The following is a 22,395-nucleotide window of genomic DNA, read 5'->3' as shown; positions in this document are numbered from 1 at the left end:
AACCCAATGGTTTCTGATGGTTTTATACTCTATATTTCTCTACAAAATTAGTTAACTCAACAAATTGTTCTACCGACAATTGTTCAGGCCTTTTTGTAAACAAATCTAATTCTTTAATATGATCGCGATTAAAAGGAATAGCTTTAAGAGAGTTGCTAATTGTTTTTCGGCGTTGGTTAAAGGAAGCCTTTACCACTTTAAAAAACAATTTTTCATCGCAATTAAGCTTGTCAACATTATTGCGAGTTACACGGATTACACCAGATTTTACTTTAGGGGGAGGAGTAAATACATCCTCGTTAACTGTGAAAAGGTATTCTACATCGTAATAGGCTTGCAAAAATACGCTTAAAATTCCGTACACTTTACTTCCCGGAGGAGATGCCAAACGCTCAGCCACCTCTTTTTGTAACATTCCGACTATTTGTGGAACCTGATCGCGGTGTTCGAGTACCTTAAAAAAGATTTGGCTAGATATATTATAGGGGAAATTACCAATGATATTGAATGCTTCTCCATTAAACTCTGAGAAGTCCATTTTAAGAAAATCTCCTGAAATAATTTTCCCGGCTAATTGAGGGTAATTTTCGTTTAAGTAGGCTACCGATTCGGTGTCAATTTCAATAACACTAAGATCAATATCCTTGTTTTGAATAAGATACTTGGTTAAAACCCCCATGCCTGGGCCAATCTCTACCACCTTTTTAACAGATGAATTTAATCCTTCAACAATGTTGAGTGCAATTTTTTCATCATTCAAAAAGTGCTGTCCAAGATGCTTTTTTGCCTTTACATTCTTCATTTAACCCGCTTTAACCTATACAACTTCAATTGATTTTGCACAAACGCTAATATCTTTGTAACATTGCACCCGCAAATTCAGCGCAAAGGTAAATATTAAATTCACATTTACCTTTATACTAGATGCGAAGTTGACCTTTTTAAGATAATAGAAAATTGAAGAAGACTCTTATAAATATTTTAAAGTTTGCCATTTATTTTGCCATTGGTGGTTTTTTAATGTGGTTTGTATATCGCAGTTACGATATGCAAGAGATTAAAGATGCATTAAGTGGCGGCATAAAAGTGTGGTGGTTGGTAATAGCTCTTTTTGCTGGTTTACTTAGTCACATTAGTCGCACAATACGTTGGCAAATGATTATTGAACCCATTGCCAAACGTACAGATACTACCAATACATTTATTGCTGTAATGATTGGCTACTTTGCCAACTTACTGATACCAAGAATGGGAGAGATATCTCGATGTGGGGTATTAGCCCGTTACGAGAAAATATCGATGAGTAAATTAGTTGGTACTGTTGTGGTAGAGCGACTGATTGATGTAATATCACTTTTGGTTTGTTTGGTATTGGTGTTAGCACTTCAGTTTAATATTGTTACTGACTTTCTATCGAGAAATACCGATTTATCTGGCTTTGCAAATATATTTGCTTCAATATGGACCTATGTTATCCTTTTAACCATTGTTCTTTTATTTAGAGTATTCAGAAAATGGTTTGCACAAACAAGTCCTTATCAGAAATTAAAAGGCCTTTGGAGTAAATTTGCAGAAGGTTTCATGGCTATTAAAAACATTAAGAATAAAGGTCGTTTTATTGCCCACTCTGTTTTTATATGGGTTATGTATTTCTTTATGATTTACTTAAACTTTTATGCCTTCGATTTCACTTCACATTTAACACCACTTGCTGGATTATCCGTTTTTGTTTTGGGAAGCTTGGGCATGGTAGCACCTGTTCAGGGTGGTATGGGTCCGTGGCATTTTATGGTAATTGCTAGTCTGCAAATGTATGGCGTTGCCAAGGTTGAAGGCGGAGCTTTTGCACTAATTGTTTGGAGCTCGCTTAATGCTATGATTGTGATACTTGGTATTGTTTCGTTAATTGTACTTCCGATAATTAATCGTAAAAGAGAAAATGCAAGTGCCTAATTGGCTCAAAAGATTAGCACTCCTTTTATTATTAATAAGCTCTTATTCGTACATAGCCTACAAACTTTATGTGTTTGATAATTGGCATTCAGTTACAATAAATTCAAGTCAGTTAATCTTAAATATCAGCATTCTTCTGCTGCTATTAATCCTTAACCTATTTTTTGAAGCAAAGAAATGGCAAACGCTTCTAAAACCCATCACACTTGTAAAACATCGTGATGCCTTAAAAATGGTTTTTGCAGGATTTACCTCAGGTATAGTAACTCCCTTTAAGGCAGGCGAGCCGTTTGGTAAAATTGCCTTCCTTGATAAACCTTATCGCAAGGATGCAATTATAATGAGCTATTTTGGTAGTTTGCTGCAGAACATTACCATTCTTTTATGTGGCATTATAGGATTACTTTCGCACTCTAAACTCCTAAATCTAGGCATCCAGAATAAATGGATATACTCAATAATACCGATTACCTTATTGGTGATTTACATTCTCACCAAAGCACTCCTCAAAAATAGTAGGTTTAAAGACTTTTTATTTCAAATAAAACAAAGCATTACAAAGCTATCGGTATCAAATACTTTAAAGGCCTTTGGGTATGGATGCCTCAGGTATTTTACATTTTGTTTTCAGCTTTACATGTGTTTGTATTTATTCGGATGCACTGATATTGACTTTAGCCAAATATTCATCTACTATCTACTAATAACATTATTCCCATCGCACTTATTGGTTGATATGGGCATTAGAGGTTCAGTGGCAATATTTGTATTTAGCAATAATATTTTCAATCCTGATATTTTAATGGCTGTGTTTCTAGTATGGATTATAAATCAGGCACTACCAACACTAATAGGAACTGCCACACTAGTAAGAAGATATTATATAAACATCCACAAAAGAACCCAATCAATGTAATATTCTGAACAGAATTAAAATGTTAATAGAAAACTACTTATATTTATTGCCACTTTTAATATTCTCAAATCCTTTTCATATAAAATGGAAAATTACATTTTAGATTTAATCGAAGACAACAACAGAGTTATCATTCCTAATTTTGGTGCTTTTATTATATCCAGAGATAATGGTGTTAATATTTTGTTCAACAATTTCCTAAGCTTCAACGATGGACTCCTTGTTAATTTTATTGCTGAAAAAAAGGGAATTGATACTATTACAGCCACTGATCAGGTTTATGATTACGTAAATAAAGTAAAAAAAGAACTTGACGATAAAGGGGTATTTACTTTTGATAAGTTGGGTACCTTTAAAAAGGATGATTCTGGAATATTGCGTTTTCAACAAGAAACAAATGCTTCGCTAAATAATGAAATTAAGGAAGAAACTTCTGTTGATAACAATAATACGAACTTGTTAGATATTCAAAAGGACAATGAACCTGTTGAAAACGAGAATACAGAAGTTTCTAGCAAAATAGAGGAAGAAGTAAAAGAAGAAGTGGTGGTTAAAGAGCCGGTTCTCACTATTGATGATTCAGAAGAAGAAATAAAAGAAGAAAAACCTCCTGTTAAGAAAGAAAGCAAAGTTGTTACAACACCACCTGTTAAGGCAACACAAAAGGCTAGTCCCAAAAAGGAAAGCAACGCTAGTTCATCGGTTATATTAGCGATGAAAGAAAAGAAGCGTAAGGAAAGAAAGACCTTTTTAATAATAGCAGGAGTAGTGGCATTAGCAGTTATTGCCTTTTTCTTATTTCAATCAAAACCAAAACAAACCATAGAACCTACTAAAAAACCAATGGTACAGAAAGTAGATTCGGCAAAAATTAAACAACAAGAGGCTTTACGATTGCAAAAGGAGCGGGAAGCTTTTGTTGCTGATTCCCTTAGACGAGCTGAAGAAGAGAAGCTTTCAATTTCAAATAAATACCACCTGATTGTTGGTAGTTTTAAAGTTGAAAAAAATGCTGAAAATATGGTAATATCTCTGCATAACAAGGGCTATGATAAGGCACAATATTTTGATTACAAGGGCAAATATTTTGTAAGTATCGACAACAGTAAGAAATACGGAGCGATGGAAAAAACGCAACAAGCTGTTATGGATAAGGAACAAATGAGTTGCTGGATTTTTAAAATGAAATAAAAATTACTAAAATAATATTTCCAATCCCAAGCTAATTAGTTTGGGATTTTTTATGTTAACGCATTTTTAATGGAATTTATACTCGCTATAATAGGCTTAATAGTAATTATATCCTATTGCTCACTTATACTTGCATTTACAAGAGGCTGGAATAAGTGCACAGCAACGCCTGTTTGTGATAGGCAAGACTTACCTTATTTAACGTGTATTATAGCCTTAAGAAACGAGGAAGACAATGTAAATAAATTGTTCAAAAAACTGAACCAATTAGATTACCCGAAAAATAAAATCGAATTCATTTTCATAGATGATCACTCTACGGATAACACATATAAGGAACTCCAAAATTTAAAAAAGGATTTCAATTACAAATTATCCTCACTTCGAATGAGGGAAGAGGCAAGAAAGCTGCCATTGCTAAAGGTATTTCTTTGGCTAAATATGAGAACATTGTACTCAGTGACGCCGACTGTACACCTCATGAAGACTGGTTATTAAGTATAGGGTCATGCTTTCATACAAAGAAACCAGATATGATTGTCGCCCCGGTCTTTATCAAAGACCAAAGTTCATTCCTCTCTTACTTTCAAAGTGTAGATTTTATTAGCCTAATAACAAGTACTGCTGGTGCAATTGGAATAAACCGGCCAATCATGTGTAACGGAGCCAATTTAGCATACAAAAAGGAGGCATATCTTAAAGTAAAGGATAAACTAAAAGAAGAGTTTTTATCTGGTGATGATGTATTTCTACTACATGCAATAAAGAGTGAAGGAGGGAAAGTAACTTTCCTAAAAGATGATAAGGCAGTGGTACAAACTGAGCCTGAAAATAACACACTATCGTTTTTAAACCAAAGAGTACGTTGGGCATCAAAAAGTAAAGGATACACCGATTATTTTACCCTAATAACCGCGTGGATTGTATTCCTTTCTAACCTAGCAGTAATAAGCTCAGTACTACTAATCAGTGTTTATCCTGCCTATTCTAAGTGCATTCTGTTTGCTTGGGGCTTGAAAGTATTGGTAGATGCAAATATAATATCAAAAGGGCTGCGTTTCTTTAAGCTGAAAAATAAGAGTATGTATTTCCTCTTAACATTTCTCATTTATCCGGTATATATTGGGGCAACAGTTATTTGGGCAGCTTTTGGCCATACAAATTGGCGAGGGAGGAGTGTAAAATAAAAGCGAACTCATGAAATGAATCCGCTTTCTGCAAATTTTGTGAACCGTGAATACATAAATAACGGTAAAATAGTTCTAATACCCACTGATAGTAGGGCATGTAGAATTATCTATCCTCAAAAAAAAGGAAAATTATTATTAAAACAAATTCTTGGGTCTATTATTTTACAAATTATCAGTCATTTACGATAATCTTCATTTGTTTCATTAAAAAGGTAGCATTATGATTTTGGGTTACCCCTTTGTATAGTTTATAATCGAACTTTAATTCATTATTAGTATTCTCAACTTCAAAACAAATATTGTTAACCTTTCCTTTGCTTTCCTCTTCTAAAATACCTAATTCCAAATCATGAGTGGCAATCATACCATGCACATTTAATTTCAATAAGTGTCTTATTAATTCCATCGATCCATAGGTTTTATCCTTCGAGTTGGTTCCCTTCAAAATCTCATCTAGAATTACAAAAATTTCATTGCCTGCGTATAAGGCATCTATAATAAACTTGAGACGTTTTAACTCGGCAAAGAAGTACGATTCGTGCTTCATGAGGTTATCTGAAGTTCGCATGTTTGTGATGAGGAGCATTGGTTTAAAAACCATTTTCTTAGCACAAACTGTCATACCCGATTGAGCAATTACCCTATTTAAAGCCACCGTTCTTAAAAAAGTACTTTTTCCCGACATATTTGCTCCTGTGATAAGTGCAAAAATAGAGTTGTTAAATGCATAATTATTATCTACTCGCTCTTTTCTATCGATAAGCGGATGACCTAATTCTTCAACCTCAAAGACTTTACTCGAACTCATTTCAGGAAATATGAAGCCAGGATGATTATACACAAAACCAGCCATAGAATTGTAGGCATCAATTTTATATATTACATCTAACCATTCATCTAAGGACAAATGATATTGCTGTATCCATTTCTCAATTTTAAGTACGTATTTTAAATCCCATAAAAGCAATCCATTTAAAATGAAGCCACCAATCATACCAGATCGTTGATCAAACTGTGATAAATCTTTCGTGAAAATCTGAATTACTTCAGCTGCATTTTTACCATCCTTAAAAAGTTGATTTTGAATATTAAGCAAACTCTCCGTTTCAAATTTCTCACTCTGGATTAGTTGAGCTAAAATTCCATACTTATTTAACTGTACACATAAAACAGAGAACTTGTTATGCAAGTAGTTCACTTTTTTAAAGTAAAACCCAACTATGGATAGATTAACCAATAGCAATATGCTTATTAGTGATACAAACTTCGCCTCATAAAATGAGGCAATTATAGATGCAAATAATAAAGCGGGTAGAACATAGATGAGAGACTTAAATAAACTCGATTTATCTAAAAATAGATTCTTATAAGCTTTTAAATCTTTTATGACAGAAGCATCCTTTACTTTCTCATCAACAATTTTACCCTTTCCGTAGAAAGCCTGACGGAAATCGAACTTTTTTGCTAATTCGCTAAAGTTATTCTGATTTTGGCTTATTTCTGAAGCATCTAATTCTTCAGTGGAAATGTGTTTCGCTAAATACTCTTCTCCGCCAATTGTAATGGTTCTATTAATATATTGGAAAAAAGATCCCTTCCCAAACAAATCAATATCATAGGAATAATTGTGCTCTGGATCTAAGAATTGTTTTCCATCATTAAAACAATCCCAGTTGTATTGTTGGGCTTTTATTTCGTTCTCGTTTAATTCTTTAATGGCTTCGCACTCACTTTTGCGAGTTTTTAAGGCATTAAATTTCTTTATCAATAATACGAATAACGAAATACAAATAACTATTGATAAACCTCCTGCCCAAGCAGAAATTGGAAAAAGTAGGATAGGAGCTGCAATTAATAAAATGAAGGTAAGTAACCTAAGCCATGCAATTTGGCCTAGGCTAGTTTTTATTTTTGACAGCTTATTTGTGTATTCTTGTGCCTTACTTTTGTATAGGACTATGAGTTCATCAAATCTTGATTCGACTCTTCTAGTGCTTTCCATACCATGTCTTTTAGTTCAGTAATACCAATATTGGCGACCGAAGATATAAAAGTATATGGAATGTCAGGTAAATCAGTTTTAATTTCTTCCATCAGCTCATCATCAAGCATATCGCACTTTGAAATAGCTAACAAACGTTCTTTATCCAACAATTCAGGATTATAGCACTTTAATTCATTCAATAGAATCTGGTATTCCTTTTGAATATCGTCTGCATCCGCAGGAACCATAAATAGTAATATCGAATTTCGCTCAATATGACGTAAGAATCTTAAACCTAATCCTTTTCCTTCACTAGCTCCCTCAATAATACCTGGGATATCGGCCATAGCAAACGATTTATTATCGCGATAGCCAACAATACCTAAATTAGGCACAAGAGTGGTAAAAGCATAATCTGCAATTTCGGGCTTAGCGGCTGACACAACAGATAATAAGGTCGATTTTCCCGCATTTGGGAATCCTACCAAACCAACATCGGCCAATACCTTAAGCTCTAAAACAACAGCCACTTCAGTTAAATCCTGACCCGGTTGCGCATATCTAGGTGTTTGATTGGTTGAGGTTTTAAAGTGCATATTTCCTCTTCCACCAAGGCCGCCTTTTACAAGAATAAATTCTTGCTCATCATTGGTAATTTCGCAGATTTGTTCGCCTGTTTCAGCATCTTTGGCAATTGTTCCAAACGGAACATAAATTACTCTATCTTCTCCTTGAGAACCAGAACTACCTTGGCCACCGCCACTCATACCATGTCCTGCAAATACATGACGTTTATATTTTAAGTGAAGAAGTGTCCAATGGTTTCTACTTCCACGGATAATAACATGGCCACCACGTCCACCATCACCACCATCAGGTCCACCTTTAGGTTCAAACTTCTCGCGACGCATGTGCATAGATCCTGCACCACCTTTACCTGAACGACAAAAGATTTTTACGTAATCAACAAAATTACTACTGGCCATAATTATTATTTTATAGGTTACTTATGTGAATATATAAATAACCATGAAGTATTAAATACAAAAAGCCACGGTAAGTTACACTACCCGTGGCTTAAAATCAAAAATATCTTTATTACTTAGCTCCTTCGATTGCAGCTGAGATAGATTCAAATATTCCATCAACAGAACCAACACCTTGGATTGCTTTGTAAACTTTTTTAGCTTTATAAAAGTCGATAACCGGAGAAGTTTGTGATTCATAAACTGAAATACGCTTCTCAATAGTCTCTAAATTATCATCAGAACGACCTGAAGTTTCTCCACGCTTTAATAAACGCTCTACCAATTCTTCTTTTGGTACCTCAAGGTTAACCATTACTGAAACCTTAGAATTGTGCTCTGCTAATAACTCTTCAAGAGCTTCTGCTTGAGCAACTGTACGAGGAAAACCGTCGAAAATAACACCTTTAGCACCCACTAAAGATTCAATTTTATTATCAATCATTCCAATAATTGTTTCATCAGGTACTAACTCACCTTTATCGATAAAACTTTTTGCAATAGTCCCAAGTTGTGTATGACCGCTTATTTCAGCTCTTAATAAATCTCCGGTAGAGATGTGTGCTAAATTAAACTTTTCAATAATATTCTCACTCTGAGTCCCTTTACCTGACCCTGGAGGGCCAAAAATTACAACATTCAACATATTAGTTAGTATTTATTTTTTATTCTACTACAGTATAAATATCAGCAAGGTTTCTACCATATCCATCATAATCTAAACCATAACCTACGATAAAATCATTTGGTATTTCAAGACCTGTATAATCAATTTTTACATCAACTTTACATGCCTCTGGCTTATATAATAATGTGGCTATTTTTAAATCGGCTACACCATGAGAAAGCATTTGCTTCTGCACCTTTTCAATAGTAAAACCTGTGTCAATAATATCTTCAAGTATTACAACCGTGCGGCCTTCTAAATTTTCGGTTAAACCAATTAACTCCTTAATTTTACCTGTAGAACCAGTACCTTCATACGAAGCCATTTTAACAAAACTAATCTGACAAGGAAAACTCAACTTTTTCATCACATCAGCTGCAAACATAAATGAACCATTTAATATGCAAATTAGCAATGGATCTTTATCCGCTACATCTTCATTTAACCCCTTGGCAATCTTATCAATTGCCTTATCAATCGTCTCAAACGGAATCGACTTTTTAAACTCCCTATCTAATATCTTAATAGTCTCCATCAAACGGCTATTTTATTATTGTGGCGCAAAAGTACAAAAAAATACCTCTGATAAAACAATTTAGTTCTATAACTTGTTAATTTTGCGTCAGTTTAAACTAATTTTTAATTTTTTATAAGAATGCAAGCAGTAGTTAGTATTATTATGGGAAGTACTTCTGATCTTCCAGTTATGGAAAAGGCAGCACAAGTACTAAATGATTTAAAAATTCCTTTTGAAATCAATGCGCTTTCAGCACACAGAACACCTGAAGCTGTTGAAACATTTGCAAAAGGTGCAGAAGAGAGAGGTATTAAAGTAATTATTGCAGCAGCTGGTATGGCAGCACACTTACCTGGAGTTATAGCTTCAATGACTAAACTTCCAATTATTGGTGTACCAATTAAAGCTTCTTTAGATGGTTTAGATGCCTTATTAGCAATTGTACAGATGCCTCCAGGAATTCCGGTTGCAACAGTAGGTATTAATGGTGCTCAAAATGCAGGTATTTTAGCTGCTCAAATGATTTCATTAGCCGATCGCGAATTAGCTGAAAGATTAGCTGGTTTTAAAGAAGAGCTTAAAACAAAAATTGTGAAAGCTAACCAAGAGCTAAGTACTGTTAAATACGACTTCAAAACAAACTAGTCGGTAATTTTACGATGTTCCAAAATACTTAGAGTTACTCTGAATATTTTGTAAATAGATTTAAAAGAGGTATTTTAAGGTGTAATTAACCTTAAGAATACCTCTTTTTTATGTCCCAAAACCTAGCTGCTATTATAATAGTATTGCTATACTCGTGCAATACATTTTGCCAAAATAGCTTACATAATTCTCCTGTATCAAATGCTCTAGCTGGCATTTATTCAACACGCTCTGATGTATGGAGCGCATTTCAGAATCCAGCAGGAAATGCAAACTTTAACAAAGTTAGTTCAGGTATTTCCTATTCTATGCCTTATGGGATTAAAGAATTAAGCTCGCAAAAAATTGCGAGTACTTTACCTACTAAAATTGGAAATATTGGAGCCTCTTATCAATCGTTTGGATTTAGTTTATATAAAGAACAAAACATAAGCTTAAGCTATTCGAAATCGATAACCGAGAAAGTAGCTGCAGGTTTTCAATTGAATTATGCAAACTACTTCAGTTCGCAATCAGGGAATGGCGGCCAACTTTACTCATCAATTGGCCTACAATTCCAACCAATAAAGCACCTTAAAATAGGAGCCTCAATTACAAATCCTGAACAAGCAAGCCTAACAATCAATACTGAAGAAGTTCACATCCCATCTTATTACGCTTTAGGTATAAGTTGGCTTGCCTCAGACCAGTTCTCATTAAGTTATGAGTTTGAAAAACAAAGTGATTATGGGGTAATATCAAAATTTGGATTAGAATATAACTATCAAAACTTTTTGTGGTTTAAAGGAGGAATATCAGGCAAACCAATTTTATATAGTTTTGGCTTAGGGCTTAAACTAAAACAATTTATTGTTGATTATGCGGCTAGTTTTCATGAGGCTTTAGGAATGACATCTAGTATTGGCTTAACTTTTAATTGGCATAAAGATGAGTAAACAGAAATTATGCCTCTTATTAATTAACATACTATTTGTGAGTTATTCTTTCTCGCAATCTCAGAGAAATCCTGAGCAGATTGTTTCAGATTTACTTGAATCAACATCACAAAATAGTGAACTAATTGGACCTAACAATCAGGCGTTCGAGGATTTGCTCGATATTATTCACAACCCTATTCAAATCAATAGTGCTAGCAAAGAAGATCTTGATCAACTTATCTTTTTAAGTCCCTTACAAGTTCAGAACTTATTTGATTTCACACAGAATCAAGGCTCTATAAAAAGTATATATCAACTTCAGGGAGTTAAGGATATGCCAATAGAAACCTTAAAAGTGCTGCAAAATTTCATTCGGTTTGAAGAAGAAGGAAGTCAATATTCCTCAAAAAAATACTTTAAGGGACAACTCATCATGAGAGATATGTTTGATTTAGATAATGCATCAGCTTACGGAAATGATAGTATAGCAAGTAAATACTTGGGTGACAAACACCATTTATACTCGCGCCTACAGTTACAATATGGTGCTAATTGGTATGCAGGTATAACTTTAGATAAGGACCCTGGAGAGGGAATATTTAAATCACACCCTAATTATATTGACTTTTATTCAGGGCATGTACTTTACTCAGGCAAGAAATGGCTGAAAACTTTTATTATTGGCGACTACAGTGCAAATATAGGTCAAGGCTTAGCTTTATGGACAAGCACTGCAATGGGTAAAAGTGCTGAACCTTTAAATATTAACAAGAGAGGTAAAACCATTGCAAAATATACTTCAGCAAACGAATATAGTTTTTTTAGAGGAGCGGCAGCTACATTCTCTATTAGCGATTTAGAACTTACTATTTTCTCAAATTACAAGAATAGAGATGCTAATATCGAGTTAGACCCTGACAGTAATAAAATAATTAACTCAATGCCTGAAACTGGTTATCACAGAACAGATAGTGAGCTATCAAAAAGAAATAACCTACTCCAAAAAACAATCGGAGCAAATGTAAACTATTATTACAGGGCATTGAATATTGGTATAGGCGGCTATTACAACGAGTTTGATGCTGATACAATCATACAAAACAACGCTTACAAACTTTTTACTACGCCGAAAGTTAAAATGAGTAATTATTGGCTTAACTATAAATATAGTGTGAATAAACTGCTACTATTTGGTGAGGTTGCAAGTACCTCTGAATATAATGTAGCGTTGTCGAATGGCTTAATATTTTCACCTCAAAATAATATCTCATTATCTCTACTTCATCGGCACATAAGTAAGAAGTATTATTCACTTTATACAAATTCGTTTGGTGAATATAGCACTCCTGCAGGAGAAAGTGGTATATATTTAGGTATGGTTACTTACCCGTTTAAAAACATTGAACTATCAGGATATTTTGATTTCTTCAAGAGTGAGTGGCTTGAATATCAAACTAGCGCCCCTTCAAACGGGTATGACTATATGGTAAATATAAATTACCAATTTGCTAGGCAATTTAGTATATACGTGCGCTATAAAGAAAAAGAGAAAGCTAAAAATAATAGAATAGATGGCAATCCAACTTTCACTATCCACAACACCAACCAAAAAAAGATAAGACTACATGCTACTTACAATAGTTCCGAGGTATCGAGAATTCAGTTTAGATTTGAAAACTCATTTTATGAGAATAATGATGTTAGCTCAGGCTATTTATCCTATATCGATTATAAACATTCGTGGATTGAAGATAAAATAAGTTTGTGGCTAAGATATACAGTTTTTGATACGGATGATTATTACTCAAGAATATATACCTACGAAAACGACTTATTATATAACTTCTATACACCCGCATTTCAAAACGAAGGAACTCGTTTTTATACACAATTAAGATGGAAAGTAATCCCTCCATTAAGGATTTGGCTAAAATATAGCAAAACATGGTATAGCCATAAAAATGAAATTGGCTCTGGAGATAATACCATTGAAGGCAATTCCAGAACCAATTTAAAAATTCAATTACAGTATATATTTTAGTTTCCTACTTCTGATAGGAATTTAATTCTAACTAATCTAACATTTTCCTCCGAATAGTATTCTTCGCCAAGCTCCTCCAGAGCACTTCCTATATCATCAGATTCTGCATCTTCTTTAAAATAATCAAAAATATCATCTTTAGTATCTTCATCCATTACCTGATCGATATAATAATCAATATTAACTCTGGTTCCTGAATAAACAATAGATTCCAATTCTGTGATGAACTCCTCCATATCAATACCCTGAGAACTGGCTATATCTGTAAGGTTGATTTGACGATCTATACTTTGAATAATTGAGATTTTATTCTTGGATTTATTAGCCACCGACTTAACAACCAAATCCACAGGACGTTCAATCTCATTATCATCAACATGTTTCTTAATAAGATCTACAAACTCTTTTCCAAAACGTTTGGCTTTACCTGAACCTACACCTGGTATATTATTAAGCTCCTCCAATGATATTGGATAATGAATTGCCATTGCCTCAAGTGAAGGATCCTGAAAGATTACAAATGGAGGTAAATTTTTACGTTTTGATATTTTTTTACGTAAATCTTTTAACATGCTTAAAAGTTGAGGATCTACAGATGCAGTGCCTCCGCCCGATTTTTCCTCAATATCTACTGATTCAAAATCATGCTCTTGCGTAATGAAAAAAGAACGCGGTTTTGCTAAAAACTCTTTTCCTAAATCACTTACTTTTAAAATTCCGTAATTCTCTATTTCCTTAACCAATAATCCTGGAACAAGTAATTGACGAATTACAGCATTCCAATACTTCTCATCTTTTTCTTTTCCTGCTCCAAAAAGCTCATGCTCATCGTGCTTATAAGTTTTAATAACAGAGTTAGATTTACCTGCTAAGAATGGAGAAATATAGTCGGCTTTAAAACGCTCTTTCAGTTCAAGAATCGTTTTTATCATCAATGCAACATTATCTTGTCCCTCGTGCTGCTCTTTAGGGTGTACGCAGTTATCACACGTGTCACAACAATCTTCATCATGCTTCTCTCCAAAATAATGAAGTAGTATTTTCCTTCTACAAATTGAAGATTCTGCGTAAGACACCGTTTCTAATAACAACTGCTTACCAATTTCTTGCTCCGCAATAGGCTTCCCTTGCATGAACTTTTCAAGCTTTTGTATATCCTTATAACTATAGAAAGTTATACACCTGCCTTCACCACCATCTCTACCAGCGCGACCTGTTTCTTGATAATAGCCCTCTAAACTTTTAGGAATATCATAATGCATCACCAAACGAACATCGGGTTTATCAATTCCCATTCCAAAGGCAATTGTTGCAACAATAACATCACAATCTTCCATTAAAAAAGCATCCTGGTTACCTGCTCTTGTAGCTGCATCCATTCCTGCATGGTAAGGACGCGCCTTAATACCATTTACCTGCAGAACCTCGGCCAATTCCTCAACCTTCTTCCTACTCAGACAGTAAATAATACCTGATTTACCAACATTCTCTTTTAATATCTTGATGATTTGCTTGGTAGCATCTTTCTTCGCTCTTACATCATAATATAAGTTCGGTCGATTAAAAGATGATTTAAAAACCATACTTTTTACCATCCCAAGACTCTTTTGAATATCACTTTGTACTTTAGGCGTTGCTGTAGCCGTTAAAGCCATTAGAGGTTTTGTACCAATTTCTTCAATTATTGGTCTTATTCTTCTATATTCTGGTCTGAAATCGTGTCCCCATTCAGAAATACAGTGCGCTTCATCAACAGCATAAAATGAAATCTCAACACTCTTTAGAAACTCAATGTTTTCTTCTTTCGTTAAAGATTCAGGTGCAACATATAGCAGCTTTGTTTTACCATCTACAATGTCTTCCTTTACTTTTGTTATTGCCGTTTTTGTTAATGACGAGTTTAAGTAGTGTGCAACAGAATCATCACCACTAATATTTCTAATTGCATCTACTTGATTCTTCATCAAGGCAATAAGGGGAGATATAATAATAGCTGTTCCCGACAATATTAACGATGGCAATTGATAACATAAAGATTTACCTCCACCAGTTGGCATCAATACAAAAGTATCATTACCCTTCAACACATTTTCTATAACTTCTTCTTGGTTCCCCTTAAAAGTATCAAATCCAAAATACCTTTTTAGGTGAGCCGAAAGATCTATTTTCTTTCCCATAACTTCAATTATAAGGCTTCTCTTATTTTTACGTATAACAAGAAAAACGTTACGTAATAACCCTCAAAATAATCAAGGCTAACAAAAATAATTTTTTTTACCTACAAAGCAAGATTTATCAGTAAATTAAGCGTATTTGTAGATTAATTAAGGACTTTTGTCAACTATAAAGCTCCAATAAATAAACACTTTTTTAGAAATTTGATTCGATCAAACCGCTAATAATCCTATTATTGGGATTATAAAATATCGGTGCTATATTCGCACTACAATAAAAATACGCTAAAAAGATTAACAAATAACAAAAAACTACGTTAAGGATTTTTAAAAATGGCAGAACAAGAAACTAATGAAATGTCTTTTCTTGAACATTTAGAAGAGTTAAGATGGCATATTGTACGTTCATTTATTGCAATTGCAGTAGTTGGTGTTGCTGCATTCTTATACAAAGATATACTATTTGACACCATAATTTTTGGTCCAAGCAATCCAGACTTTTTTACCAATCGATTATTATGTAGAGCTGCTGATTTATATAATTTACCAGCACTTTGTATTAATCAGAGTAAAATCTCTTTTCAGAATATTTTAATGTCAGGTCAGTTTACAACTCACATTAAAGTATCCTTCATTGCAGGATTAGTTGCGGCATTTCCATATGTATTTTGGGAGTTTTGGCGTTTTATAAAACCCGCTCTTTTACAAGAAGAACAAAAACACTCTAGGGGAGCTATCTTTTTTGCTTCTATTTTATTTTCTGTGGGTATTTTATTTGCATACTATATTATTTGTCCGCTATCCATTCAATTCCTATCTAATTATCAAGTAAGTGATAAGGTAGACAATATTCTAAACTTAGGATCGTACATCTCTACCATCAGTTCAATCGTTTTAGCAGGAGGAGTTATTTTTGAGTTACCTATACTTATATATTTCTTAGCTAGGGTAGGAATAGTAACCTCTACCTCACTAAAGAAATATCGTAAACATTCAATTATTGCTAGTTTACTTTTAGCTGCCATAATAACACCTCCTGATGTAATAAGTCAGATATTAGTTTGTGTGCCTTTAATCATTTTATACGAAGCAGGCATAATAATTGCCAAACGTATTGAAAAAAAGCGCGCAAAAGCAGAACTTGAAGTATATAAATAAACACTAAGCACAAATTAGTTACTTATGTCAGAAGAAAAGTTAGTTCTACATACCGATAAACTGGTTAAAAAATATAAAAACCGTACAGTAGTTAAAGGTACTACAATTAGAGTTGAGCAGGGAGAGATTGTGGGCTTATTGGGACCCAATGGTGCTGGTAAGACAACTAGTTTTTATATGGTTGTAGGCTTAGTTACTCCAAACTCTGGAAATATATATTTAAATGATATAGATATAACCAAAGAACCCGTTTACAAAAGAGCACAGCGCGGTATAGGCTACTTAGCTCAAGAAGCTTCGGTTTTCCGACAACTTAGTGTTGAGGATAACATTAAAGCCGTTCTTGAAATGACCAAGTTTGAAAAAGAATACCAAAAGGAGCGTTTAGAGGAACTTCTCAATGAATTTGGCTTACAAAAGATTAGAAAATCATTAGGTATACAACTATCAGGGGGAGAAAGAAGAAGAACAGAGATTGCAAGAGCTCTAGCCATTAATCCTAAATTTATACTTTTAGATGAACCATTTGCTGGGGTTGATCCAATTGCTGTTGCCGATATACAAGAAATTGTTGCGAAGCTGAAATATAAAAACATCGGAATACTTATAACTGATCACAACGTACACGAAACACTTTCAATTACAGATAGAGCTTATTTACAAATTGAAGGTGCCTTATTTAGATCTGGAACAGCGTATGAATTGGCCGAAGATCCGGAAGTAAGAAGACTGTATTTAGGTGACGACTTTGAGTTGAAAAGAAGAACCTTTGATGTAAGTGGTTAATAAAAAGCACATTAAAAAAAAATATCATTTTTTTTGTTTTACGTTTGGAAATTAAAAATAAAATGAGCTATCTTTGCATCGCAAAATTATCGCGGATGTGGCGTAATTGGTAGCCGCGCTAGACTTAGGATCTAGTGCCGAGAGGCGTGGGGGTTCGAGTCCCTTCATCCGCACACAAACAAAATATAAAAACCGTCTTACTTACGATTCGTTCGATAGTTTGACGGTTTTTTTAAATTAAACTAGTTTGTAATTTGTTGCTATTAGTTTAATATAATTGTTTAAAACAAAGCCATACAAATAGTTAAGGCTTTTAATTACTTTTGGTAGTTTAAAAAATCATTGAAAACATGAATATCTCAAAAGAAAACATTGACGATTTAAATGCAGTAGTAAAACTTACTGTTGAGAAAGAAGATTACGAGAACCGTGTAAACGACGTACTTAAAGATTACCGTAAAAAAGCATCTGTTCCAGGTTTCCGTCCAGGAAAAGTACCTATGGGAATGGTTAAAAAGATGTATGGTAACCATGTATTAGCTGAGCAGGTAAATAAAATTGTTTCAGAAGAGATTTCAAAATATTTATACGAAAGCAAATTAAACGTTTTAGGTGAGCCACTTCCAAGTGAAGCACAAGAAACTATTGATTTTGCTACTCAAGAAGCTTTCACTTTTGCTTTTGATGTTGCTTTAGCTCCTGAGTTTGAAGTTAAACTATCTAAAAAAGAAAAGTTACCATATTACACTATTGCTGTAACTGATGAAGTTTTAGAAGCACAAGTAAAAAATGCAACAGGTCGTTTTGCTACAAGTGAGCAAATTGATGCTGCTGATGAAAAATCATTAGTTAAAGGAGATATCATTCAGTTAGATGCTGATGGAAACGTTCTTGAAGAAGGTGTTAAAGCTGAAGATACAATCGTTTCTGTTGATAACTTGAAAACTAAAAAAGCGAAAGGAATCTTTACTGGTTCTAAAGTTGATGACGTTTTAGTATTCAACCCAAAAACATCTTTAAACTCTGCTGATGATGTTGCTTTCTTATTAAAAATAGAAAAAGCAGAAGCTGAGAAAATTAAAGGTGAATTCCAATTCACAGTTAAAGAAATTACAAATTACCAAGAGCCAGAATTAAACCAAGAGTTATTCGACCAAGTTTTAGGTAAAGATGTAGCTACTAACGAAGAGGAGTTTAAAGCTAAAATTAAAGAAGACTTACAAAAATCATTAAGCTTCGAGAGTGATTACAAATTCTCTATCGATGCTAAAGATAAGTTAATGGATAAAATTGAAATCTCTCTTCCTGAGGCATTCCTTAAAAGATGGATTTTAACTATTAACGCTGACAACGACCAATTTAAAGCCGAAACAATTGACGAAGATATGCCAAAATATCTTGAAGATTTAAAATGGCAATTAATCAAAAATGAGATCGTTAAAGTTAACGAAATCAAAATTGAAGAAGATGACGTTGTTGAGGTAGCTAAAAAATCAGCTAAAATGCAATTCATGCAATATGGTCTTTCTAATATTCCTGATGAGCACGTTGAGAGCTATGCAAAAGACATGTTAAAGCAAGAAGAACAACGCAGAAACATGACTGAAACTGCAGTTCAAGAAAAAGTAATGGCTTTTATTAAAGAAGCTGTTAAAACAGAAGACAAAGAAGTTAGCAGAGAAGAATTCAACAAATTCTTCGAAAACTAGTAGAAATTCTACATATACCTTTTTGATAATGAGAGTCTCAAATAACATTTGAGGCTCTTTTTTATTAATAAATGTTTAGAAAAGTGTCGTTCAAGAGTAATATTTTATAATTTAGCTTTTTCAGAACATTATTTGAAAAAATATAAAATTATGATAGACCCAAAAGATTTTCAGAAGTATGCCACAAAACACATGGGCATAAACAGTTTAGCACTTGATAAATATACTTCTATTTCGAGCAGTTACATTTCACCAACTATTATTGAAGAACGTCAATTAAACGTAGCATCAATGGATGTATTCTCTCGTTTAATGATGGATAGAATCATATTTTTAGGTCTTCCTATCGATGATTATGTAGCTAATATTATTCAAGCGCAGTTATTATATCTTGAGTCGGCAGATCCTTCAAAGGATATCTCTATTTACCTTAACTCTCCAGGCGGAAGTGTTTATGCTGGTTTAGGTATTTACGATACTATGCAGTACATCTCTTCAGATGTTGCTACAATGTGTACAGGCATGGCTGCTTCAATGGCTGCAGTTTTATTAACTGCCGGTGCTGAGGGGAAAAGATCTGCCTTAAAACACTCGCGTGTAATGATTCACCAACCAATGGGTGGAGCACAAGGTCAGGCTTCTGATATTGAAATTACAGCTCGAGAAATTCAAAAGTTGAAGAAAGAATTATATACTATTATTTCAAGCCATTCGGGTACAACGCTTAAAAAGGTTGAAAAAGATTCAGATCGTGATTACTGGATGACAGCTGCTGAAGCTAAAGAGTATGGCATGATTGATGAAGTATTAACAAGAGGAGCTAAATAATTTAGTTTTCTACAAAATACAAAAAGCAGGGTGTGATTATTCTCACTCTGCTTTTTTAGCAAGATTAGAAATATGGATAAGTGTTCATTTTGTGGTAGAGAGAGAAAAGATACCAATTTATTAATTGCAGGTATCTCTGGTCATATTTGCGATAGTTGCGTTGAGCAAGCCACAGGTATACTTGATGAAGAACTCAAGAAAAAAGGAGAGTTCAGTGTTGATGAAATTACATTATTAAAACCAATTGAAATTAAAAAGTTTCTCGATCAATATATAATTGGTCAGGATGAAGCTAAAAAGTTTCTTTCGGTTGCTGTATACAATCACTATAAACGATTACAACAAAGATCAACCAAAGATGATATCGAAATTGAAAAATCAAATATCATTTTAGTTGGAGAAACTGGTACTGGAAAAACATTATTGGCAAAAACAATTGCTCGTATGTTACACGTTCCGTTTACCATTGTTGATGCAACAGTTTTAACTGAAGCGGGTTATGTTGGTGAAGATATTGAAAGTATTTTAACACGCCTTTTACAAGCTGCTGATTATAATGTTGAAGCTGCTGAAAAAGGAATTGTATTTATTGATGAGATAGATAAAATTGCTCGTAAAGGAGATAATCCAAGTATCACACGTGATGTATCAGGAGAAGGTGTTCAGCAAGGTCTTTTAAAGCTATTAGAAGGGTCTATTGTTAATGTTCCACCTCAAGGAGGAAGAAAGCACCCTGATCAGAAAATGATTCCGGTTGACACTAAGAATATCCTTTTTGTTTGTGGAGGTGCTTTTGATGGTATTGAACGTAAAATTGGCCATCGCTTAAATACTCAAGTTGTTGGTTATGGTGCAAGTAAAGCTAAAGATAAAGTAGATCAGACTAATTTATTACAATATATTGCTCCTCAAGATTTAAAATCTTTTGGTTTAATACCTGAAATTATTGGTCGTTTACCTGTTCTTACTTATTTGAATCCTCTTAATAAAGAGATTCTTCGCAGAATTTTAAGAGAGCCTAAAAACTCAATTATCAAACAGTACGAGAAGCTTTTTGATATAGATGGTATTACATTAAATTTTGATGATGAAACATTAGATTACATTGTTGATAAAGCCGTTGAATTTAAGCTAGGTGCTCGTGGATTACGTTCTATTTGCGAAACTATTATGATGGACATGATGTTTGAAGCGCCATCGAAAGACAATAAGGAAATTGTAATTTCGCTAGATTATGCGAAAGAGAGAATCGACAAAGAAAGTTTAGCTCGTTTAAAAGCGGTCTAAAACATACTAAATAATAAAAGGGAGCTCAATTGGCTCCCTTTTTTGTTTATAGCTTTTACCCCTTTTTAAAAGGACGAATTAATATTCTTAAAGACTGATCTCGACTAAAATAGCCCTGTGCCCAGTTAATGAAGATAAACAAACGGTTTTTCACCCCAACAATGGCCATAAGGTGAACTACCAACCACAGAAACCAAGCTATAGTTCCTGAAAAGCTGAAACCAGGCAAATCAACAACAGCCATATTTCGTCCAATTGTAGCCATTGATCCTTTATCCTTATATTCGAAAGGAGTATCTTGTTCTTTTATAAGATTTTTTGCTAATAACATAGCCTGCTGTATAGCTACTTGTGCGACCTGAGGGTGTCCATTAGGCCATTTTTCTGTTTCCATAGAACAGATATCGCCAACGGCGTATACATCCTTGAGACCAATTATCTGATTATTACGATCTACTTTAAGTCGTGTACCTCTTACATAAACTTCTTCAGGCAAACCCACTAACTTTTTACCACCAACACCAGCAGTCCACACTAAATTTTGAACTTTAAAAGTAGTCCCATCGGCTAAGGTCATATCATCACCATCATAATCTTTTATCATGGTATTTAAATGGACCTCTACACCCATCTTTTCAAGGAATCTTAAAGCATCTGCTGAAGCCTTTTCGCTCATTACATGCAATAGGCGAGGGGCCGCTTCGTACAAACGGATTTTCATTCTACTGAAATCTAATTCAGGATAATCTTTTTGTAAAACAAAATTTTTGATCTCAGCAATGGCACCTGATAACTCTACGCCAGTGGGGCCGCCACCAACTACAACTACAGAAAGTAATTTCGATTGCTCTTTTTTATCATCCGTTAAAATAGCGGCCTCAAAACTTTCGAGAATCCTATTTCTAAGATTAATGGCTTGAGCTGTAGTTTTCATTGAAATACTATGCTCCTCAATATTTTTATTGCCAAAATAATTTGTATCAACTCCCGTTGCAATTACTAATCTATCATAGCTTAAAACGCCCGATTTTGTAACTATTACTTTTTCTTCGTGCTTAATCTCTAAAAGTTCCGTTGATCTAAAGTGAAGATTAGAGTGGTCTTGAAATACTTTTCGAACGGGAAAGGAAATGTTACTCGGCTCAAGGCCTGAAGTAGCAACTTGGTAAAACAATGGTTGAAACTGATGAAAATTTCGTTTATCAATAACAACAACTTGATATTTAGAGGCTGATAATTTTCTGGCTAATTTTAATCCAGCAAACCCTGCTCCAATAATAATGATACGTTCTTTACCATTTTTTGGTAAGTTAAATGTGTTCTCCATCCTTAGTAATAATAGGTCAATAATTCCCGATAAAAACAATAAAACCTCCAATTAAAGAAATTGTTCGTTAATTAAATTTA

At 33.9% G+C, this 22,395-nt stretch carries 18 protein-coding genes, 1 tRNA gene and 1 pseudogene; 13 read left to right on the top strand and 7 right to left on the bottom strand.

Annotation, left to right across the window (positions count from 1 at the left end):
* Nucleotides 1-22: 22 nt before the first annotated feature.
* Entirely contained in the window at nt 23-802 is a 780-nt protein-coding gene (gene rsmA / locus A8B35_RS14235; protein WP_075603227.1) for a 16S rRNA (adenine(1518)-N(6)/adenine(1519)-N(6))-dimethyltransferase RsmA, read from the bottom strand.
* 155 nt (nt 803-957) lie between these two features.
* Between rsmA and A8B35_RS14230 the strand changes: the two genes are divergently transcribed.
* The 4 genes and pseudogenes from A8B35_RS14230 (at nt 958) to A8B35_RS14210 (ending at nt 5,247) form a co-directional block, all read left to right on the top strand.
* Nucleotides 958-1,953 (top strand): lysylphosphatidylglycerol synthase transmembrane domain-containing protein, encoded by a 996-nt coding sequence (locus A8B35_RS14230; RefSeq protein WP_075603226.1) that lies wholly within the window; start codon nt 958-960, stop codon nt 1,951-1,953.
* Nucleotides 1,940-2,869 carry a lysylphosphatidylglycerol synthase domain-containing protein gene (locus A8B35_RS14225; protein ID WP_075603225.1) on the top strand — a complete coding sequence of 310 codons (930 nt, stop codon included), beginning with the start codon at nt 1,940-1,942 and terminating at the stop codon, nt 2,867-2,869. Before A8B35_RS14230 ends, A8B35_RS14225 begins: the two co-directional genes overlap by 14 nt.
* A gap of 84 nt (nt 2,870-2,953) precedes the next feature.
* Nucleotides 2,954-4,060, top strand: coding sequence for an SPOR domain-containing protein (locus tag A8B35_RS14220; protein WP_075603224.1), 1,107 nt, complete (start codon nt 2,954-2,956; stop codon nt 4,058-4,060).
* A gap of 69 nt (nt 4,061-4,129) precedes the next feature.
* Nucleotides 4,130-5,247: pseudogene (locus tag A8B35_RS14210) on the top strand (glycosyltransferase).
* A 175-nt stretch (nt 5,248-5,422) separates the two neighbouring features.
* Here A8B35_RS14210 and A8B35_RS14205 read toward each other — a convergent pair.
* From A8B35_RS14205 to hpt, 4 genes are all read right to left on the bottom strand, one after another.
* The gene (locus A8B35_RS14205) at nt 5,423-7,252 is read right to left on the bottom strand and encodes a MutS-related protein (protein ID WP_075603221.1); all 1,830 of its coding nucleotides are present in this window, start codon (nt 7,250-7,252) and stop codon (nt 5,423-5,425) included.
* The gene (gene obgE / locus A8B35_RS14200; RefSeq protein WP_075603220.1) at nt 7,207-8,220 is read right to left on the bottom strand and encodes a GTPase ObgE; all 1,014 of its coding nucleotides are present in this window, start codon (nt 8,218-8,220) and stop codon (nt 7,207-7,209) included. Before obgE ends, A8B35_RS14205 begins: the two co-directional genes overlap by 46 nt.
* Before the next feature lie 112 nt (nt 8,221-8,332).
* Nucleotides 8,333-8,905 carry an adenylate kinase gene (locus tag A8B35_RS14195; protein ID WP_075603219.1) on the bottom strand — a complete coding sequence of 191 codons (573 nt, stop codon included), beginning with the start codon at nt 8,903-8,905 and terminating at the stop codon, nt 8,333-8,335.
* Nucleotides 8,906-8,924: 19 nt separating this feature from the next.
* A complete protein-coding gene (gene hpt / locus A8B35_RS14190) occupies nt 8,925-9,461 on the bottom strand; it encodes a hypoxanthine phosphoribosyltransferase (protein ID WP_075603218.1) in 537 nt (178 codons plus the stop codon).
* 120 nt (nt 9,462-9,581) lie between these two features.
* Here hpt and purE point away from each other — a divergent pair, with 120 nt between their 5' ends.
* The 3 genes from purE to A8B35_RS14175 all read left to right on the top strand — a co-directional run bounded on the left by purE (nt 9,582) and on the right by A8B35_RS14175 (nt 13,046).
* Complete coding sequence (gene purE, locus A8B35_RS14185; protein WP_075603217.1) at nt 9,582-10,088, top strand: 5-(carboxyamino)imidazole ribonucleotide mutase; 507 nt, start codon at nt 9,582-9,584, stop codon at nt 10,086-10,088.
* A gap of 110 nt (nt 10,089-10,198) precedes the next feature.
* Nucleotides 10,199-11,023, top strand: coding sequence for a PorV/PorQ family protein (locus A8B35_RS14180; protein ID WP_075603216.1), 825 nt, complete (start codon nt 10,199-10,201; stop codon nt 11,021-11,023).
* The gene (locus A8B35_RS14175) at nt 11,016-13,046 is read left to right on the top strand and encodes a ComEA family DNA-binding protein (protein ID WP_075603215.1); all 2,031 of its coding nucleotides are present in this window, start codon (nt 11,016-11,018) and stop codon (nt 13,044-13,046) included. Before A8B35_RS14180 ends, A8B35_RS14175 begins: the two co-directional genes overlap by 8 nt.
* Here A8B35_RS14175 and recQ read toward each other — a convergent pair.
* The gene (gene recQ / locus A8B35_RS14170; RefSeq protein ID WP_075603214.1) at nt 13,043-15,223 is read right to left on the bottom strand and encodes a DNA helicase RecQ; all 2,181 of its coding nucleotides are present in this window, start codon (nt 15,221-15,223) and stop codon (nt 13,043-13,045) included. The two genes, A8B35_RS14175 and recQ, sit on opposite strands and share 4 nt — an antisense overlap.
* Before the next feature lie 330 nt (nt 15,224-15,553).
* Between recQ and tatC the strand changes: the two genes are divergently transcribed.
* The 6 genes from tatC to clpX all read left to right on the top strand — a co-directional run bounded on the left by tatC (nt 15,554) and on the right by clpX (nt 20,988).
* Nucleotides 15,554-16,378 (top strand): twin-arginine translocase subunit TatC, encoded by an 825-nt coding sequence (gene tatC, locus A8B35_RS14165; RefSeq protein WP_075603213.1) that lies wholly within the window; start codon nt 15,554-15,556, stop codon nt 16,376-16,378.
* A gap of 24 nt (nt 16,379-16,402) precedes the next feature.
* Nucleotides 16,403-17,164, top strand: a complete 762-nt coding sequence (lptB, locus tag A8B35_RS14160) for an LPS export ABC transporter ATP-binding protein (protein ID WP_075603212.1) — start codon at nt 16,403-16,405, stop codon at nt 17,162-17,164.
* A 91-nt stretch (nt 17,165-17,255) separates the two neighbouring features.
* Nucleotides 17,256-17,337 (top strand) — tRNA-Leu (locus A8B35_RS14155).
* 177 nt (nt 17,338-17,514) lie between these two features.
* Nucleotides 17,515-18,873: a trigger factor gene (gene tig, locus A8B35_RS14150; protein WP_075603211.1), complete on the top strand. Its 1,359-nt coding sequence runs from the start codon at nt 17,515-17,517 to the stop codon at nt 18,871-18,873.
* A gap of 150 nt (nt 18,874-19,023) precedes the next feature.
* Nucleotides 19,024-19,701, top strand: coding sequence for an ATP-dependent Clp endopeptidase proteolytic subunit ClpP (gene clpP, locus A8B35_RS14145; protein WP_075603210.1), 678 nt, complete (start codon nt 19,024-19,026; stop codon nt 19,699-19,701).
* Between the two features lie 72 nt (nt 19,702-19,773).
* Nucleotides 19,774-20,988: an ATP-dependent Clp protease ATP-binding subunit ClpX gene (gene clpX / locus A8B35_RS14140; RefSeq protein WP_075603209.1), complete on the top strand. Its 1,215-nt coding sequence runs from the start codon at nt 19,774-19,776 to the stop codon at nt 20,986-20,988.
* A 55-nt stretch (nt 20,989-21,043) separates the two neighbouring features.
* Here clpX and A8B35_RS14135 read toward each other — a convergent pair whose 3' ends face one another.
* Nucleotides 21,044-22,315, bottom strand: coding sequence for an NAD(P)/FAD-dependent oxidoreductase (locus A8B35_RS14135; protein WP_075603428.1), 1,272 nt, complete (start codon nt 22,313-22,315; stop codon nt 21,044-21,046).
* Between the last annotated feature and the right edge of the window lie 80 nt (nt 22,316-22,395).

It is taken from the genome of Saccharicrinis aurantiacus (assembly GCF_001660705.2).
Lineage (GTDB): Bacteria > Bacteroidota > Bacteroidia > Bacteroidales > Marinilabiliaceae > Saccharicrinis > Saccharicrinis aurantiacus.
This window is presented reverse-complemented; position numbering and strand designations above follow the sequence as displayed.